The 16,779-nt window shown below is 59.4% G+C and carries 15 protein-coding genes; 6 read left to right on the top strand and 9 right to left on the bottom strand.

Annotated features, from left to right (window positions below):
* Positions 1–27: 27 nt before the first annotated feature.
* The gene (rpsB, locus tag ACZ47E_RS04960; RefSeq protein ID WP_003502558.1) at positions 28–795 is read right to left on the bottom strand and encodes a 30S ribosomal protein S2; all 768 of its coding nucleotides are present in this window, start codon (positions 793–795) and stop codon (positions 28–30) included.
* Positions 796–987: 192 nt separating this feature from the next.
* Complete coding sequence (locus tag ACZ47E_RS04955; protein ID WP_107339713.1) at positions 988–1,830, bottom strand: cell envelope integrity EipB family protein; 843 nt, start codon at positions 1,828–1,830, stop codon at positions 988–990.
* A gap of 116 nt (positions 1,831–1,946) precedes the next feature.
* Between ACZ47E_RS04955 and ACZ47E_RS04950 the strand changes: the two genes are divergently transcribed.
* Genes ACZ47E_RS04950 through ACZ47E_RS04935 form a run of 4 tightly spaced genes read left to right on the top strand, consistent with a single transcriptional unit; the run spans position 1,947 to position 4,798 of the window.
* Positions 1,947–2,417, top strand: coding sequence for a RidA family protein (locus ACZ47E_RS04950; protein WP_004441543.1), 471 nt, complete (start codon positions 1,947–1,949; stop codon positions 2,415–2,417).
* On the top strand, positions 2,414–3,154 hold the full coding sequence (locus ACZ47E_RS04945) for a glycerophosphodiester phosphodiesterase (protein ID WP_172873481.1): 741 nt from the start codon (positions 2,414–2,416) through the stop codon (positions 3,152–3,154). The genes ACZ47E_RS04950 and ACZ47E_RS04945 overlap by 4 nt, the downstream gene beginning before the upstream one ends.
* Positions 3,151–4,344 (top strand): GNAT family N-acetyltransferase, encoded by a 1,194-nt coding sequence (locus ACZ47E_RS04940; protein WP_172873480.1) that lies wholly within the window; start codon positions 3,151–3,153, stop codon positions 4,342–4,344. Before ACZ47E_RS04945 ends, ACZ47E_RS04940 begins: the two co-directional genes overlap by 4 nt.
* Positions 4,345–4,366: 22 nt before the next feature.
* Positions 4,367–4,798 carry an HIT family protein gene (locus ACZ47E_RS04935; protein ID WP_077987093.1) on the top strand — a complete coding sequence of 144 codons (432 nt, stop codon included), beginning with the start codon at positions 4,367–4,369 and terminating at the stop codon, positions 4,796–4,798.
* A 184-nt stretch (positions 4,799–4,982) separates the two neighbouring features.
* Here the strand turns inward: ACZ47E_RS04935 and ACZ47E_RS04930 are convergent, their stop codons facing one another.
* Positions 4,983–5,834 (bottom strand): urea carboxylase-associated family protein, encoded by an 852-nt coding sequence (locus tag ACZ47E_RS04930; RefSeq protein WP_278067405.1) that lies wholly within the window; start codon positions 5,832–5,834, stop codon positions 4,983–4,985.
* Between the two features lie 109 nt (positions 5,835–5,943).
* Here ACZ47E_RS04930 and ACZ47E_RS04925 point away from each other — a divergent pair, with 109 nt between their 5' ends.
* Positions 5,944–6,822, top strand: a complete 879-nt coding sequence (locus ACZ47E_RS04925; protein WP_278067404.1) for a LysR family transcriptional regulator — start codon at positions 5,944–5,946, stop codon at positions 6,820–6,822.
* Here ACZ47E_RS04925 and ACZ47E_RS04920 read toward each other — a convergent pair.
* The 6 genes from ACZ47E_RS04920 to cckA form a co-directional block, all read right to left on the bottom strand.
* Positions 6,806–7,756: a phosphatase PAP2 family protein gene (locus tag ACZ47E_RS04920; protein WP_035208890.1), complete on the bottom strand. Its 951-nt coding sequence runs from the start codon at positions 7,754–7,756 to the stop codon at positions 6,806–6,808. The two genes, ACZ47E_RS04925 and ACZ47E_RS04920, sit on opposite strands and share 17 nt — an antisense overlap.
* 55 nt (positions 7,757–7,811) lie before the next feature.
* Complete coding sequence (locus ACZ47E_RS04915) at positions 7,812–8,156, bottom strand: AzlD domain-containing protein (protein ID WP_278067403.1); 345 nt, start codon at positions 8,154–8,156, stop codon at positions 7,812–7,814.
* A complete protein-coding gene (locus tag ACZ47E_RS04910) occupies positions 8,153–8,911 on the bottom strand; it encodes an AzlC family ABC transporter permease (protein ID WP_278067402.1) in 759 nt (252 codons plus the stop codon). Before ACZ47E_RS04910 ends, ACZ47E_RS04915 begins: the two co-directional genes overlap by 4 nt.
* A 165-nt stretch (positions 8,912–9,076) precedes the next feature.
* Positions 9,077–11,584, bottom strand: coding sequence for an ATP-dependent Clp protease ATP-binding subunit ClpA (gene clpA, locus ACZ47E_RS04905; protein WP_004441518.1), 2,508 nt, complete (start codon positions 11,582–11,584; stop codon positions 9,077–9,079).
* 10 nt (positions 11,585–11,594) lie between these two features.
* Positions 11,595–11,951 carry an ATP-dependent Clp protease adapter ClpS gene (gene clpS / locus ACZ47E_RS04900; RefSeq protein WP_003502541.1) on the bottom strand — a complete coding sequence of 119 codons (357 nt, stop codon included), beginning with the start codon at positions 11,949–11,951 and terminating at the stop codon, positions 11,595–11,597.
* Between the two features lie 284 nt (positions 11,952–12,235).
* The gene (gene cckA, locus ACZ47E_RS04895) at positions 12,236–14,824 is read right to left on the bottom strand and encodes a cell cycle histidine kinase CckA (RefSeq protein ID WP_004441511.1); all 2,589 of its coding nucleotides are present in this window, start codon (positions 14,822–14,824) and stop codon (positions 12,236–12,238) included.
* A 659-nt stretch (positions 14,825–15,483) separates the two neighbouring features.
* Here cckA and ACZ47E_RS04890 point away from each other — a divergent pair.
* Positions 15,484–16,731 (top strand): flagellar biosynthetic protein FliO, encoded by a 1,248-nt coding sequence (locus tag ACZ47E_RS04890; protein ID WP_333898990.1) that lies wholly within the window; start codon positions 15,484–15,486, stop codon positions 16,729–16,731.
* Positions 16,732–16,779 lie beyond the last annotated feature (48 nt).

Below are 16,779 nucleotides of genomic sequence, written 5' to 3'. Positions count from 1 at the left end.
CGGGATCGCCGCCAGACAGGGCCTATATCAGGCGCCAGCCTCGTCTTCGAGAGCGGGCTCGATCGGAGCTTCTTCAGAAGCGCCGATGTCGCGGCCGGAAGCGCCCTGCTGACGGGCAATACCGTCGATGGCAGCGCGTGCGATCAGGTCGCAGTAAAGCGAGATGGCGCGCGACGCGTCGTCGTTACCCGGGATCGGGTAGTCGATGTGATCCGGATCGCAGTTGCTGTCGATGATCGCAACGACCGGAATGCCAAGACGCTTGGCTTCTTCGATCGCGATCTTTTCCTTGTTGGTGTCGATGATGAACATCAGGTCCGGAACGCCGCCCATATCGCGGATACCGCCGAGAGCCTTTTCAAGCTTTTCGCGTTCGCGCTCAAGGTTCAGACGTTCCTTCTTGGAGTAGCCGGAGCCTTCCGAGTTCAGGATCTCGTCAACCTTGCGCAGGCGCTGGATCGAGTTCGAGATGGTCTTCCAGTTGGTCATCATGCCGCCGAGCCAGCGGGAGTTGACGTAGTACTGGGCCGAACGCTTTGCGCTGTCTGCGATGATTTCGGACGCCTGGCGCTTGGTGCCAACGAACAGAACGCGGCCGCCACGGGCAACGGTGTCGGACACGACCTGAAGGGCGCGCGACAGCATCGGAACGGTCTGAGCCAGGTCGATGATGTGGATGTTGTTACGGTCGCCGAAGATGTACGGCTTCATCTTCGGGTTCCAGCGGTGCGTCTGGTGGCCGAAGTGAACACCAGCTTCCAGAAGCTGGCGCATAGAAAAATCGGGCAATGCCATGCCTTGTTACTCCTTTTCCGGTTTAACCCCCGCGAAGCGAACAGCGCCGATTATCATCGACACCACCGGGCGGAACGGACCGGATTTCTCCCGGAACATCCCAAGCTTCGCGTGTGGAATGGTGAGCCGCATACAGTCGCCCGCTTAAAAATGCAAGCGATTATGCGAAAAAACCGCGCAAATGGCCCCGTTTCAGCGCACGGGCTTGTTTTCGCAGGTTTCCGGCTTGAGAATATCAAGCTTCGCAAGCTTTCCCGTCAGAACGAAATCACCGTAATCCATGGTGAGATCGCGGGTGATTCCGTTTTCATAAAGCTTGAACGACATGCGGTAGATCGGCAAAGCGTCGGTGCCGGTCTTGTCGTTGTAATAGGCGATGGTCACCGGCCAGAAGGCGGCCTTGGCGAAATCGCCCGCCTTGCCGGCATCCGCGTCCCCGTCCTTCGGTGTCTGCGCCTTGCCGACCAGCGTCGAGGTGATCAGGCTTTCATCACCATCATCCGACCCATCGAAAATACGGGATTCGAAAATGCGCTTTCCCTGCTTCGCGTGCTCGATGACCTGAAACATGTGTTGTGTCGGGAATTCACTTGCGACCAGACTGACCTGGCGGGCATCCGGACGCGTCAGGTCGACCTTCACGCCATCGCTGCTATCGGTTGCCGCCCCCTGCACTTCCTTGTCCAGCTTGTCATCGGTGTAGGACTTGGTCTCGAAGGTGAATTTCTTGGCGGCAATGTCTTCGAACGTCGTCGTCTGCTGATCCGTCATCCGCACGGCATCGCCCGTGTTGATCTGCGTTACGAAACGGAAATCCGTCTTGTAACCCTGGCAGGCGGAGCCGGTGAACTCATAGACCATGCGACCAGTCATGCCTTCGATGCCGGAGCGATCGGACGCATCCTTGAGTTCGAGGTCGTAGACGGCGCGATGTGCAATGAGATCGGGAACCGCGACGGGCAAGGCGCTGGCGGCGTTCGACAGGCCGGTCATAAGCCCTGTTGCGGCAATGAAACCAAGCGTCCTGACAAACATGCAATATCTCCTGTTGGACTCGCCGCTCATATTGTACAAGCAACCGCCCGGCTTTTGGATCAACATCTTCTGAATGCCGGATTCTTGAAGGATTTACAACAAAACCGGAGACGAAAATGTCGGACGTCATCGAAGGCCGCCTCAAGGAACTAGGCTTTACGCTTCCTGTTGCGGCAGCACCAGCCGCAAACTACGTTCCGTTCACCATCAGCGGCAATCTGCTTTATGTATCGGGTCAACTGCCGATGGAATCGGGCAAGATTGCGGTGACGGGCCTCGTTGGCCGCGATGTCGACGTGGCAGGCGCCCAGCGCGCAGCCGAACTTTGCGCCGTGAACATTCTTGCACAGGTCAAGGCCGCCTTGAATGGCGATCTGTCGAAAGTCCGCCGCGTCATCAAGCTGAACGGCTTTGTGGCTTCCGTTCCCGAGTTCGTTGAGCAACATCTCGTCATCAACGGTGCATCGAACCTCATCGCCAATGTTCTGGGCGAAGCCGGCAAACATGCCCGCGCCGCCGTCGGCATGGCCGCCCTGCCCTTCAATGCATCGGTCGAAATCGACGCCATCGTGGAAATCGACGTATGACACTGAAACTCTCCTGGCTGACGGCCCAGCCCGTCGCCCATCGCGGTTATCATGATCTCAACAAGGCGGTCTGGGAAAACACGCTCTCCGCCTTTTCCCGCGCCGTCGAGGCCGGTTTTTCGATCGAATGCGACGTTCAGCTGGCGGCCGACAGTGTGCCGGTGGTTTTCCATGATCACGACCTGGAAAGGCTGACCGGCATCAAGGGCGATGTGCGTGAACGCACATCGGCGGAGCTGGCAATGCTTTCCGTCGGCCAAACCAAGGATCGCGTTCCGAGCCTCAAGCAGCTTCTGGCTCTCGTGGCCGGCAAGGTGCCGCTGGTTATTGAGCTGAAGGGCCGCGAGGGCGAAGGCGTCGATGACGGCTTTGCCGAAGCGGTGCTGGAAGACCTCGAGGGCTATAACGGCCACGTGGCGCTGATGAGCTTCGACCACCATCTGCTGAAGGACCTGAAGGCTGCGGGCTCGCCCTGGCCTCTTGGGCTGACGGCCGAAGGCGACAAGCCGGAGGACTTCTTCAGACATGATGACGCCATGCAGCTGGGGCTCGATTTCATCTCCTATCATTGGGGTCACCTGCCCAACAGCTTCATCGAAGCGCAAAGAAAACTCGGGCTTCCGGTGATTACCTGGACGGTCAGGGATGAAAATGCGCGCGAGACGACCTATAAATATGCGGACCAGATGACATTCGAAGGTTTCGACCCGAGAGAGAACCCGTCCACCACGGCATGACAGAAGATTATTCCATCAGCATTGCGCAGTCCTTCGCGGACATCGATCCGGAAAGCTGGAAACGGCTTTCCGGAACATCGCGCGATGCATCAGGAAAATCTTACAACCCGTTCATATCGCATGAATTCCTGTCTTCTATGGAAGACTCCGGCTCGGCGACCGCCAAGACTGGCTGGCTGGGGCACCACCTGCTGCTGGAAAACGCTGCGGGCAGCCTCATTGGCGCCGTTCCTGCCTACCTGAAAAACCATAGCAAGGGCGAATACGTTTTCGATCACGGCTGGGCAGATGCCTTCGAGCGGGCTGGCGGGCATTATTATCCGAAATTGCAATGCTCGGTGCCCTTTACCCCGGCGACGGGCCCGCGGCTGCTGGTTGCCAACGGCGAAGATGTCGGACGATTCAAGCCGCTGCTTGCTTCCGGTCTCGCACAAGTGACCGAGAAGATCGGCGTTTCCTCGGCTCACGTCACGTTTCTGGAAGAGGATGACCTATCCGCTCTTCTGCCAGGCGATTTCCTGCATCGTACGGACCAGCAATTCCATTTCATCAATGACGGTTATCGCGATCACAACGATTTCCTCGATGCGCTGTCATCACGCAAGCGCAAGGGGCTCAAGAAGGAGCGCCGATCAGCGCTGGAACACGGCATCGAGATCGACTGGCTGACGGGGTCCGACCTGACGGAGGACATCTGGGACCAGTTTTTCGCCTTCTACATGGATACCGGCAGCCGTAAATGGGGCCGGCCCTATCTGACCCGGGAATTTTATTCGCTGATCGGCGAGCGAATGGCCGATGACGTGCTGCTGGTCATGGCGAAACGCGAGGGGCGCTATATTGCCGGTGCGATCAACTTTATCGGCTCGGACGCGCTTTACGGCCGGCACTGGGGCTGCATCGAGGATCATCCTTTTCTGCATTTCGAGGTCTGCTACCATCAGGCGATCGATTTCGCGCTGTCCAAGGGTTTGAAACGAGTGGAAGCCGGTGCGCAGGGCGAACACAAGCTGGCGCGCGGCTACGTGCCGGTCACCACCCATTCGGCGCATTTCATCGTCCACCCGGGCCTGCGCCGCGCCATTGCCGATTATCTTCAGCGGGAGCGCGAAGAGGTCGAGCATATCGGCGATTACCTTGATGAACACACGCCTTTCCGCAAGGGCGAAAGACAGGAACCGGACGCATAGTCCGACATACGGAGAGAGCAGAATGACGGCCAGCGCCTATGACGACAACAATATCTTCGCAAAAATCCTGCGCGGCGAAATTCCGAGCCATAAGCTTTACGAGGACGAGCATACCCTGGCGTTCATGGATGTGATGCCGCAGGCCCCGGGCCATCTGCTCGTCGTTCCCAAGACCGGCTCCCGCAACCTGCTCGACGCCGATCCCGAAGTGCTGGCGAAAACCATTCCGGTGGTGCAAAAACTCGCAGTCGCGGCAAAGGAAGCCTTCGATGCGGACGGCGTTTTCATCGCCCAGTTCAACGAACCGGCCGCTGGCCAGACCGTTTTCCACCTGCACTTCCACGTCATTCCACGCAAGGAAGGCGAGCCGCTGAAGTCGCACTCGGGCGTGATGGCCGATGGTGACGTGCTGAAGGCTCACGCAGAGAAGATAAAGGCGGCGCTCGCCTCGTGACGGGCGCCAAGACATCTGCGCGTTTGTCGCGGCCTCCGCACGCCGTTGTGACAGACCCGATCCCTCGGCTGGCGCGATCAAGTTCTCGATCGCGCTAGCTTTAAGGCGCAGAAGCGCCCTGGCTGCACGCGGCATCATCCTCTGGCCTGTTCGGGAACGCACACGGCGGCAATATTGTTTGCAGTCACGCCGGAGGGCGATAGGCATTCCTCTCCGGCCATGGCCAGCCTTCAAGCATCGTCGGATCCGGCCGGTAAATCTCTACCTGCAGCGGATAACAGGCCGCCGTATCGCTGGAATGCGTGGCGCTGCAATCGCCTCCCGGGCAGGCGGACAGCGCGCCGATGAGATCAATTTCCGCAAAGAACTCGAGATAGTCGCCCGGGCGCACCGGACTTGCCTTCATGAAATACTGGTGGGTGTCGCGGGTGAACCCCGTGCACATGAAGACGTTCAACACATCATGAACATGCGGCTCCGCCTGCCGGAACGAAAGGCCCTTGGCGGAAGCAAGCGCGTTCGTGAGGTTGGAGTGGCAACAATGATGATAATCGCCGCCGCTGAGCAGCTTGTTCGTGTAGGGATCGCAGCGCGTGCCGATCACGTCATGCACACCGCCGCCGTCCTCGTCCCAGCCATACCATGACAGCGTGTCATGGGTGATGGTCGCCATCGGCCGAAGGGATGGCAGGTTGCTCCACAACCGGTTGCCGACAGAAACATGGGTGGCATGCAGCGCGCGGGTCTTGCCGCTAAAAAACCGTTCATTCAGATCATGCGCATTCCAGAGGTTCAAATCCCCCACCTGCGGGCCTTCGATACTGACGATGCGGAAAAAATGGCCCTTCGGAACGTTGAAGGTTCGGCCGTCACGCGGCGGCACGATAACCTCATCGATCTTTTCCATGCTCCCGCGTGCTTTTTCCAAAAGCGCAAGGTCGGGAGTCTCAAGTGTGCCGTTCGGGTAAACGACGACAGGCGAAATGGCGCGGCGCGCGGCGGCGTCTTCGGGTTCGGCAACAGGCGTTAGGGGCATGAAATCCTCTGAGCGATGAAATGTAAGGGCGAAATTGCGGTATGAACGCCCGGCTGACAAGATGGCTTCTTCTTGCGCTCAGACCAAGTTTTACTTACCCTTGTTTCTCATGATGTTGCCTCCGCTCGCCACTCTCCGCGCCTTCGAGGCGGCCGCCAGGAAAGGCAGTTTTGCCCTGGCCGCCCTTGAACTCGGCATGACGGCGACCGCCGTCAGCCAGCATATACGCAATCTCGAGGCATGGCTTGGTGTTGCACTCTTCGAACGGCATGCCAGGGGCGTAACGCTGACGCCAGCCGGGAAGGATTTCGGCGGCACGGTTTCCTCAAGCCTCAGGCAGATCGCTTCCGGCGCAGAACGCATACGCGGCCGTCGCGATCGCATCACGGTCCGTCTCGCCAGCCTGCCTTCAGTCATTGCGCATTTTCTGACGCCGCGGCTTCCGCGTTTCCGGGCGATGCATCCCGATATTCAAGTGTCCATCAGCTATCTCGGCGCCAGGCAGGCCGTGCCGGCCGATCTCATCATAGAGCATGGCGTGTCTGCCGGGCCAAATGCCGTGGCGCTTTTCAGCGCCGAGACACGCCCCACCTGCGCTCCCGGTTACGCCGCCCAATTCGGTCCATTCAGCGCGGTTGCCAGCCTGTTGCAGGCGGAATTGCTGCATGACGATAGCGAAATGGCCTGGCGGGCCTGGTTTGCCGCCGCCGGCACGGTCCCGCCGCATAGCACCGGCCCGATTTTCGCGGATTTCAATCTTCTCGTAACAGCGCTGAAGGCCGGCCAGGGCGTCGGTCTCTGTCCGACAGAACTTCTGCGCGACGAGATTGCGAAAGGCGAACTGACCGTTCTCTTCGAGCGCGCCGCCGACAAGGACAAATATTACTGGCTGGTGGAAACGGCGGAAATGAGTACATCGGCGAGGCTTCTGGCGAACTGGCTGTTGGCAGAAGCACGCGAAGCCGGGGCGACTATTTCGCCACCATGACCTGACCGGCCGCCTCGGCCGTCCTTTCCATGCGCTCTTTTGCCGACAACCATTGGAGCAACCGGCCCGAGAAGGCGCAGATGATGGCAAAAGCGACGAGACCGCCAAAAACATCCGAGAGGTGATGCCCGCCCTGCACGAGGACGGCCGGCAGCATCAACAGGTTAAGCGGCAGTATGACGAGCATCGCCCACCAGTGCCTTGGTGCGAACCAGACAGACATTGCCGCCATGAAGATGTGGAACGACGGAAAACCGATAAGTCCCAAGACGCTTTTAGGGGAAAGGTAGCCAACTCCCTGCGTCGCAAGACGGTTCAGTTCCTGCCCATACTCATTGCCCACCGCCAGAGGAATTGCCTGGGAGACCCATTGGGGCAGCTCCATATAGGCAGATGGTCCGAATGTCGGGAAAAATATCCAGAAAACAATGCTCGCAAAAGCGCCCAGCACCCCGGTAACGAGGAAATGATGCAGCACCCGGTTCTTGCCCGTAAAGCCCAGAGTGAGGACAATCAATAGAAGCTGGGGAAGTGATGTCGCATAAACGAAGAACAGGATTGTCCCGATCCACGGATGCGTTGCCGCCCAGATGACAATGTCCTTCCAACTATAGCCAAATGCCGCGTCCACAGCGAAGAGCACATGATCGATCGTCGGGAACGCAATTGGCAGGAACATATAGTTGAAGATGGAGGCCGCGAGCGTGAAGAGGATAAAAAGCCCTCCCGACATGAGGGCGGCAGCTATACGGTCATCGCGCCCGCTTCTGCGATAGAATTGACCGAGAAGAAAGACGCCGGCACCCGCGAATACACACAGGAAGTACCCGGCATAATCCACGCTGATGCCCCTTGCTGCAATCAAGGCTGCATCAACGACAAATAATAAAGCGATAAAGCCAACGACGAAACGTTCCGCTGCAAATAATCGCATGGTGCTGTATCCCTGTTTTGATCGCGCAGTCTAAACAGGGAGTTTTAATACCAGGTTAGAAACCCAGCGCGAAAAGTCCGCCTGCCATGAGCACGATCGGCACCGCGACGCCGACGATGACGCGTTGGCCGGCGGCCAGAAAGGCAATAAAGCCGAGTACTGCCGCACCGATACGCAGCCACACCGGCGAGGACTCAAGCGATCCGGTCGGAAACACGATCAGCTTGGCGGTGACCGCCATGACGAGCGACGTGGCAACCGCCCTCACCCAATAAAGGGCCTCGGAATCCTCTTTCAACCGGTTACCGGCGAGAACACCGAGCCAGCGCCAGAGATCGGTCGCCAGCCAGCCTGCGATTGCGATGAAGAGATAGGGTGCCCACCAATGGTCGTTCATCATGGTTCACTCTCCGGTGAGGCCGGTTTCACCCTGCGGCGGAATATGAGGCGATCGATTGCATAAGCCACCGTGCCTCCACCGATACCGGCATAAAGGATGTCGAATTCGGGTGCGAGGACCGCAAAGGCCGGACCGGCGATGACGCCGATGACAAAGGCGACCTTGACGACGGAGTGGCGCGCCGAAGCCCAGATGGACGCGATGAAATAAACCGGCGTCAGGAAGAACAGGACACCAGCAACCAGCGGCGGAAACGCGGCGACGACACCGTAACACAGGCCAACGATGATGGCATTGACGACGGTGAGCGTGATGCCAAACCCGGCAAACCAGGCGGCGCGGGCCTCCCGCGGCACCTTTGAAAGGTTCTGCGTTGCAAAGACCCACGCCGTAATCGCAACGAAATGCGAAAGGAACAGTAAAATCCAGGTCGGGGTCTTCGCGCCGCGCATTTCGGGAACGATGGAGGCCACCATCGGCATCATACGGACCGATGACAATGTCACCGCCAGAAAACAGGCGGCAAGATTGGCGCCGCCGACCATGGAGCCGATCAGGATCATCTTGGCGGGCAACGCCCAGATGAACAGCGTCATGAACACGGCTTCGCCGCGGGCTACGCCCGATTCCAGCGCAAAAGCGCTGAAACCGACGAAGGACGTCATGAGAATAAGGGAGGGCAACGAGAAAATGCCCTGCATCCCCCTGAAAAACCAGCCGCGCAATGGGATGGTGTCGCTATCGGCATTTTGCATTGCGAACCCACTCGTGCATGTCGTCTGAAATGCCGTGGCATCGCGGCAACGTCATACAGACGGAGAAATGAAGACTTGCCGCCGATTCCATTAAAGAGCGGCACCCTTCATGCATAAAAATGCCGGGCTTTCGCCCGGCATCTGTTTATCGATCAAAGACCGCGGTCACTTCTTCTTCGGTACCTTCGGTACGGCGTTGGCCTTGCGCCGCGGCTTTTCGGCATCGTCGGACTTGTCAGCTTCGGCGACGAGGACATCCGCCTCTTCCTTCGCTTTAGCAGCCTTGGAAGATGTTTTCGCCTTTGCCTTGCCCGGGGACTTCGCCGCCTTGAGTTCGGCTTCCGGCTGCGGCTTGACGGGTGCGGTCTCCGGCAGAACCTCGAGTATGAGGCCATCGGCACCGTCATCCTTCTTGCCGACGGTGACGCTGACGACGCCGCCCTTCTTCAGCTTGCCAAAGAGAATTTCATTGGCGAGCGGCTTCTTGATGTTCTCCTGGATCACACGAGATAGAGGACGGGCGCCCATCTTCTCGTCGTAACCCTTCTCCGCCAGCCAGGAGATCGCATCTTCATGCAGATCGAAGGTGACGTTGCGCTCGGAGAGCTGGGTTTCCAGCTGCATGACGAACTTCTGCACGACCTTGTGGATGACGGCAGTCGGCAGCGGCGAGAACGGAATGATCGCATCCAGACGGTTGCGGAATTCCGGGGTGAACAGGCGGTTGATCGCCTCTTCATCTTCACCCGTGCGGCGCGAAGAACCGAAACCGATGGCGGATTTCGCCATTTCGGAAGCGCCCGCATTCGTCGTCATGATAAGGATGACGTTGCGGAAGTCGATTTTCTTGCCGTTATGGTCGGTCAGCGAGCCGTGGTCCATCACCTGCAACAGGATGTTGTAGATGTCAGGATGCGCCTTTTCGATTTCGTCCAGCAGCACCACGGAATGCGGATGCTGATCGACGCCATCGGTGAGGAGACCGCCCTGGTCGAAGCCGACATAGCCGGGAGGCGCACCAAGCAGGCGCGACACGGTATGACGTTCCATGTACTCCGACATATCGAAGCGCAGCATCTCGACGCCGAGCGAGGCGGCAAGCTGCTTGGCCACTTCCGTCTTGCCCACGCCTGTCGGGCCGGAGAAGACATAGGAGCCAATCGGCTTGTTCGGTTCGCGCAGACCGGCACGGGCCAGCTTGATGGCCGTGGCAAGCGCCTCGATGGCGATGTCCTGACCATAAACGACGGAGCGCAGTTCCTTTTCGAGGTTGGCGAGAACCATCTCGTCATCCTTGGAAACCGTCTTCGCGGGAATGCGAGCCATCGTCGCGATGGTCGCCTCGATTTCCCGCTCCGTGATCAGCTTGCGACGCTTGGAAACGGGCAGCAGCATCTGCGCTGCACCGGTTTCGTCAATCACGTCGATCGCCTTGTCCGGCAACTTGCGGTCCGAGATATAGCGGGCCGACAGTTCAACGGCAGCCTTGATCGCCTCATTGGAATATCTGAGGTGATGGTAATCCTCGAAATAGGGCTTCAGGCCCTTCATGATCGCGATGGCGTCATCAATCGACGGCTCGTTGACATCGATTTTCTGGAAACGACGCACGAGCGCACGATCCTTCTCGAAGAACTGGCGATATTCCTTGTAGGTGGTCGAACCGATGCAGCGGATTGCACCCGACGAAAGCGCAGGCTTCAGCAGGTTAGACGCATCCATCGCGCCGCCGGAGGTCGCGCCCGCACCGATGACGGTGTGGATTTCATCGATGAACAGGACCGCGCCCGGGTACTCTTCGAGTTCCTTGACGACCTGCTTCAGACGCTCTTCGAAATCACCGCGATAACGGGTGCCCGCCAGCAGCGTGCCCATGTCGAGCGAAAAGATCGTGTCATTGGCGAGCGCCTCCGGCACCTTGCCTTCCACGATCCGCTTGGCAAGCCCTTCAGCGATCGCCGTCTTGCCGACGCCCGGATCACCCACATAAAGCGGGTTGTTCTTGGAGCGGCGGCAGAGGATCTGGATGGTGCGGTTGACCTCGTCGTGACGGCCGATCAACGGGTCGATCTTACCGTTTTTCGCCTTTTCATTGAGGTTGACGCAGTAGGCCTTCAACGCATCCTGCTGCTTCTTGGCGGACGATCCGTCCTCCTCGGGATTGCTGCGGTTCGGCTTGTTTTCGCTTTCCGGTTCGTCAGCGCCACGCGGCGTGCGCGTCTGGGACGTGCCGGGGCGCTTGCCGATACCGTGAGAGATGTAGTTGACCGCATCGTAACGGGTCATTTCCTGTTCCTGCAGGAAATAGGCAGCATGGCTCTCGCGCTCGGCGAAAATCGCCACAAGCACGTTTGCGCCGGTCACTTCCTCGCGGCCGGATGACTGAACATGGATCACGGCGCGCTGAATGACGCGCTGGAAGCCAGATGTGGGTTTGGAATCCTCGTCGTAACCGGTGACGAGGTTGGTCAGTTCATTGTCGACGTAATCGCTGACAGTCTTGCGAAGGGCATCGAGATCGACGTTGCAGGCGCCCATGACGGCTGCGGCATCCGCGTCGTCGATCAGCGCCAGAAGGAGATGTTCGAGCGTCGCGTATTCGTGGTGACGCTCATTTGCAAAGGTCAGTGCCTGGTGCAGCGCCTTCTCGAGACTCGGGGAAAAAGTTGGCACGTTGCGATCCTCATTTCTTTTCCATGACGCACTGCAGCGGATGCTGGTGCTGTCGGGCGAAATCCATGACCTGGCTTACTTTCGTCTCTGCGACCTCATATGTAAACACCCCGCATTCGCCCACGCCGTGCTGGTGCACGTGCAGCATGATGCGGGTTGCCGCTTCACGATCTTTCTGGAAAAACCGTTCCAGAATGTGAATGACGAATTCCATGGGAGTGTAGTCGTCATTCAGTAAAAGAACACGGTACAAATTCGGTCTTTTCGTCTTCGGCTTAACGCGGGTGATAACAGACGTTCCACGGTTGGTACCGCCCCCGTCTTCCCCTTCGCCCTCGCCCTGCATGTAGATCGGCTTAGCGATCATCTTTCATCATTCTCCAAACTGTTCTCAAACCGACAGCTGATTGCCAGGAGGGAGAACTTCGCCTCTCCATATTTAGGTCGTTAAGAAGCGATTTTAAGCCCCTTGCGCGACGGTGCAATCACTATTGCGTTTGCGAAGAGGCAAACCTCGCGAAAAGTGCGGGATATGAGAGGTAACCGAAGTCCGAGAAGACATACCCCGTCCGCATGGGCGCGCCTTCGCGCCAAATGCGGACGGCTGCGACAGGCGGCCGCTCTGCCGAATTCGGTTCGACGGCGCCGGTCTCACTCCTTGTCGTCGAGCATTTCGCGCACGGCGATGGCAAGCTGCTTCAATGAGAAGGGTTTGGGCAGGAAACCGAACTTGGCATCAGCCGGCAAGTTTTTCGCGAAGGCGTCCTCGGCATAACCTGAAACGAAGATGAATTTCAGGTCTGGATAGGACTTCCGCAGCTCTCTCAGCAGCGACGGGCCATCCATCTCAGGCATCACGACGTCGGAAACGACGATATCCACTTTGCCTTCCAGTTCCTCCATCACCTCCAGCGCCTCTGTGCCGGAGCCTGCCTCGTGCACGGTGTAGCCGCGCGTTTCCAGCATGCGCTTGCCGCCACGCCGCACCGCCTCTTCGTCTTCCACCAGCAGCACGACGGCGGATTTGCCTGTGAGGTCCAGCGGCTCCTCCTTCACCGGCTCGGCCGCGGCGACCGGCGCAAGCGCCGCCTCGCCTGGCTGCTGTCCAGTGCCGGGAACCGCCTCCACCACGTGGCGCGGCAGGTAGATGCGGAAGGCCGTTCCCCTGCCCACTTCCGATTCGGGATAAATATAGCCGCCGGACTGCTTGACGATGCCGTAGACCATCGACAGCCCGAGGCCCGTGCCCTTGCCCACTTCCTTGGTGGTGAAGAACGGTTCGAAAATCTTGTCCATGATCTCCGGCGGGATGCCCGTGCCGTTATCGGCAACTTCCACCATCACCATGTCTTCGGCCGGGAATTCGGGACGGCCGAGCGCGGCGATCTCTTCTGCGTCGACGTTGCGTGTCCTGATGGTGATCTTGCCGCCATCGGGCATGGCGTCGCGTGCATTGACGCAGAGATTGATGAGCACCTGCTCGAACTGCGACAGGTCTGTTTTCACCGGCCACAGATCCCGGCCGTAATCGACCTCCAGCTTGACATTGGTGCCCGAAATCAGCCTGTCCACCAGCATCCGCAAATCGCCGATGACGTCGGTCAGGTTGAGGATTGCCGGGCGCATGGTCTGCTTGCGCGAGAATGCCAGAAGCTGGCGCACCAGTACGGCGGCGCGGTTGGCGTTTCGCTTGATCTCCATCAGATCGGCGAAGCTCGGATCGGCCGGACGCGCCTGCAAGAGCAGATGGTCGGACGACAGCAGGATGGCGGTCAACACGTTGTTGAAATCGTGGGCGATGCCGCCGGCGAGCGTGCCCACCGCGTTCATCTTCTGCGTCTGCGCCATCTGGGTTTCGAGCGCCTTCTGCTCGGTCACCTCTATGGCATAGACGATTGCCACCTCTTCCGGCGCCTCGTCGTCCTGGTCGATGACGGCATTAACGTAGAAACGGAAATGCCTGGTCTCGTCGCTCGGATGGCGGGAATCGAAGGGCGCTATATCGCCCTGACGGTCCTTGGCCTCGGCGAGCGCCTGTTCGAGGCGCGGCTTTTCATTGTCGTGAAGGACTGTCTCGAGTGCCACGCCGCGATCAATATCGTCGCGCCCGACAACGCCGGAGAACAGCTTGAGGAAAGGCGCATTGATGCGCAGGATGCGTCCATCGCCGTCAAGCGAGGCAATCGCCATCGGCGTATTGTTGAAAAAGCGCGTGAAGCGCATGGCGGAGGACGATTCGGTATCCTCCTGCCCCTTGGGCCGCATCAGGACGATGGTACGGCTCTCACCCGGCGCGCCGTCCTTTGCGGTGACCTGGTGGACGAGGCGGGCCGGCATGCTCTGGCCGTTCACCCGGCGCATGTCGAGATCGAGGATTTCGGTGCGCTTTGCTGAACCCTGGGGCTGGACGGATTCGATCAGCGCCATGCCCTCGCCGGCGACGATGTCCGAGACCGTCATCGAGCCTGGCGAAAACTGTGCGAGATCGATGCCGAGCCATTCCGACAGAGTGGCGTTCAGATAAACGATCTCACCCTTGCGACCGGCGGAAAAGAAACCGGCCGGCGCGTGGTCGAGGTAATCGATGGCATTCTGCAATTCGCGGAAAAAGCGCTCCTGATCTTCGCGCTCTGGCGTGATATCGGCAATCTGGAAGACATGCAGCCCCTCGCCGCCCGAATCCTTCAGCACCCTGCCCTTCAGCCTGTACCAGTGTGGCCCCGCATTGGAATCCTCGCCCAGCGGTTTCAGCAGGCGAAATTCTTCGTAGCCGTCGCGGCCTTCGCGCAGCATGTTGATGAGACGGTAAAGAGCCTCCGTCGCTTCCCGGCTGCGCGACAGCAATGTTTCAAGACTCTGGATATCGCTCGCCTTGGTGGTGCCGCTCATCCTGCAATAGGTGGCGTTGGCATAAACCATATGCCCCTTGGCATCTGTTATCAGCGTACCATCGGGGTGGGCAGAGAGAAACCGGCGTGCAAGCCCATCCGATTGCGATTGCGGCATGACCTCAATGAAACCGATGATCGACGACACCAGAAAGAAAATGCCCATCATGGCCAGCACACCAAGAATGCCGAGCACGATTTCGTTTTCGAGAGAATCCTTGAAATAGACAAAGGCGGCGGCAGCGGCGATCAGCACCAGCGCCAGCAGCAGAATGCGCAACACCGTGCCGGAACGGGCACGCCTGTCCACCAGCGGAAGGTCGTTGTCGCTTGTCTCGCGCACCCGTGTCATCTTGGCCTCGCAGTCGTGCAGGTCGTCATTCGAACAGTCCCGCACTCCAGACGGAATCGGGCAGCAGAATTTCTTGTAGCAACTCGCTCGACCCTCAAAAAGCTCCGCAGCGACACAAAGGCTTAAAACGCACAGCGAAAACGGCTTCAAAGCCGCATATCAGCCTCAAAAGACTAATGGCGCGTGCAGGTGAGTTCCCTCACCTGGCACTGGATCCGCGGCGCGGAGCACTCAATCCTGCCGTCACTGACGGTGCAGACCGAACATCCATCGGTAAAGTCCACACACGATGGGTTGTCCCGAACGAACTCATCCATCGTGAAAACCTTGCCTGGCGCCTTATCATCCGCCGCTGCCGAACAGGAAATCAACAGGGCGGCAGTGCAGCGCCTCAGTACGGGTCCGACGAGACGGGATCGAAACATGGCAAGCGCTCCCTTCTATTGGAAGAATTGCAACTTTCGCTCTCGCCCAGCATTGAAGGACGAGATGTGGCGCTTTGGTGGCGCCGTTGCCATCGATAAGGCGATGCCCTTGCTGAAATGAATAAACCTTGTGTTGCGCCTAAAAAAATCGTCTTTTCGTGCTTGATGTTCACATTATAAGAACCACGGCAATATTAATTGCCCAAGAAATTAAAAAGCCAAAAATCTGAAGGGATGATCTCCATGATGGAAGATTTTATCGGCACCTATGGAAACCGTCTCATCGTCGCCGTCGTCGGTGTGGGTGTGGCCCTCCTCGTTCTGGCGATTGCTCTGTGGATCCTGCGCAGACGAAGCGGTTCGGCGCCCTTTATCCGCGGCGGCCGCAACCGGCAGCCACGTTTGCAGGTGCTTGACGCCACAGCCGTCGATGCGCGTCGTCGGCTCGTGCTGGTGCGGCGCGACAATGTCGAGCATCTGGTCATGATCGGCGGCCCAACCGATATCGTCATCGAGAGCGGCATAGGCGCGATCCCGATCGTCAGGGACGTGCAGGAGCCGGAACTTAAGGCGCTCCCGCGTCAGGAAAGCGAGCCGAAAAGGACCGAGCCTTCCATCTCGCAGGAACGCCGCGCCGTGCTGCCGCAGCAGCAACCGTCTCAAGCCCCTGCGCCCGCTTCGATAGCGGAGGAGCCGGTGAAGCAGCCGCAACGGCCGGAACAGCCCGCTCAAGCCCAACGTCCCGCGCCGACAGCAGCGGCAGCACCACCGTCGCCGCGCCCGGCAACGCCACCGCCGCCTGCGTCCCCGCCTCTGACGGCGCGTGAATCCGCCGCGCCGGCAAGACCTGCACCTTCCGAGCGCGAGGCGGCCCGTCCTGCCCCGCCGCCAATACCGGTGACCGTAGCCGCCGCGGGCGCGACCGTTCTGCCCGTCGCCGCCGCGTCACTCCCCATCGCCCCGGAGCGGCCGGAGTTTAAGCGGGCCGAACCCTCGGCACCCGCCCCCGCACCGGTTGCGCCGCCGATCCCGGCCCAGGGACCTATAGAGGCAAAGACGGCAGAGGACGGGCCTGCGGACGTTGCGCCGCCCGTTTTCGCTGCGCGCGAGCCGGTGATCAATCAATCCATCGCAGCCGATTTTCTCGACGCTGCGCGGGAGCGGGTTCTTCCCGGTATGAGCCCGGCGGCGAGCGCACCGTCTGTCCCGTTCCCACCCAAGCCTGAGAATCCGGCTGTCGCCGCCAATGATACCGAGCCGAAATTCTCAGACGAGCTGGCCAGCGATTTCGAGAGCTTCCTCGAAGCTGAGATCGCCAAAAGCAAGGAAGGCGATAGTGACCCGGACGCTCTCCCCGTAGCGGAAAAGCAGGCAAAACCGCAGCCGGCCACGCCACCAGTCACCGGCGCATCGCCGGATGGTGACGTCCAGAAGGAGATGGCACGCATCTTCGGTGAGCTTTCGGTGACCCGCGACCGCTGAAGGGACGAATTTACCCGGCCGAGGTCATTGCATAAAAAAGGGCACGGA

It is taken from the genome of Agrobacterium sp. 5Ca39, assembly GCF_055382365.1.
This window is presented reverse-complemented; position numbering and strand designations above follow the sequence as displayed.

Coding starts and splice junctions, on each gene's coding strand:
- rpsB (WP_003502558.1), bottom strand. CDS start 795: ATGGCATTGCCCGATTTTTCTATGCGCCAGCTTCTGGAAGCTGGTGTT.
- ACZ47E_RS04955 (WP_107339713.1), bottom strand. CDS start 1,830: ATGTTTGTCAGGACGCTTGGTTTCATTGCCGCAACAGGGCTTATGACC.
- ACZ47E_RS04950 (WP_004441543.1), top strand. CDS start 1,947: ATGTCGGACGTCATCGAAGGCCGCCTCAAGGAACTAGGCTTTACGCTT.
- ACZ47E_RS04945 (WP_172873481.1), top strand. CDS start 2,414: ATGACACTGAAACTCTCCTGGCTGACGGCCCAGCCCGTCGCCCATCGC.
- ACZ47E_RS04940 (WP_172873480.1), top strand. CDS start 3,151: ATGACAGAAGATTATTCCATCAGCATTGCGCAGTCCTTCGCGGACATC.
- ACZ47E_RS04935 (WP_077987093.1), top strand. CDS start 4,367: ATGACGGCCAGCGCCTATGACGACAACAATATCTTCGCAAAAATCCTG.
- ACZ47E_RS04930 (WP_278067405.1), bottom strand. CDS start 5,834: ATGCCCCTAACGCCTGTTGCCGAACCCGAAGACGCCGCCGCGCGCCGC.
- ACZ47E_RS04925 (WP_278067404.1), top strand. CDS start 5,944: ATGATGTTGCCTCCGCTCGCCACTCTCCGCGCCTTCGAGGCGGCCGCC.
- ACZ47E_RS04920 (WP_035208890.1), bottom strand. CDS start 7,756: ATGCGATTATTTGCAGCGGAACGTTTCGTCGTTGGCTTTATCGCTTTA.
- ACZ47E_RS04915 (WP_278067403.1), bottom strand. CDS start 8,156: ATGATGAACGACCATTGGTGGGCACCCTATCTCTTCATCGCAATCGCA.
- ACZ47E_RS04910 (WP_278067402.1), bottom strand. CDS start 8,911: ATGCAAAATGCCGATAGCGACACCATCCCATTGCGCGGCTGGTTTTTC.
- clpS (WP_003502541.1), bottom strand. CDS start 11,951: ATGATCGCTAAGCCGATCTACATGCAGGGCGAGGGCGAAGGGGAAGAC.
- cckA (WP_004441511.1), bottom strand. CDS start 14,824: ATGACACGGGTGCGCGAGACAAGCGACAACGACCTTCCGCTGGTGGAC.
- ACZ47E_RS04890 (WP_333898990.1), top strand. CDS start 15,484: ATGATCTCCATGATGGAAGATTTTATCGGCACCTATGGAAACCGTCTC.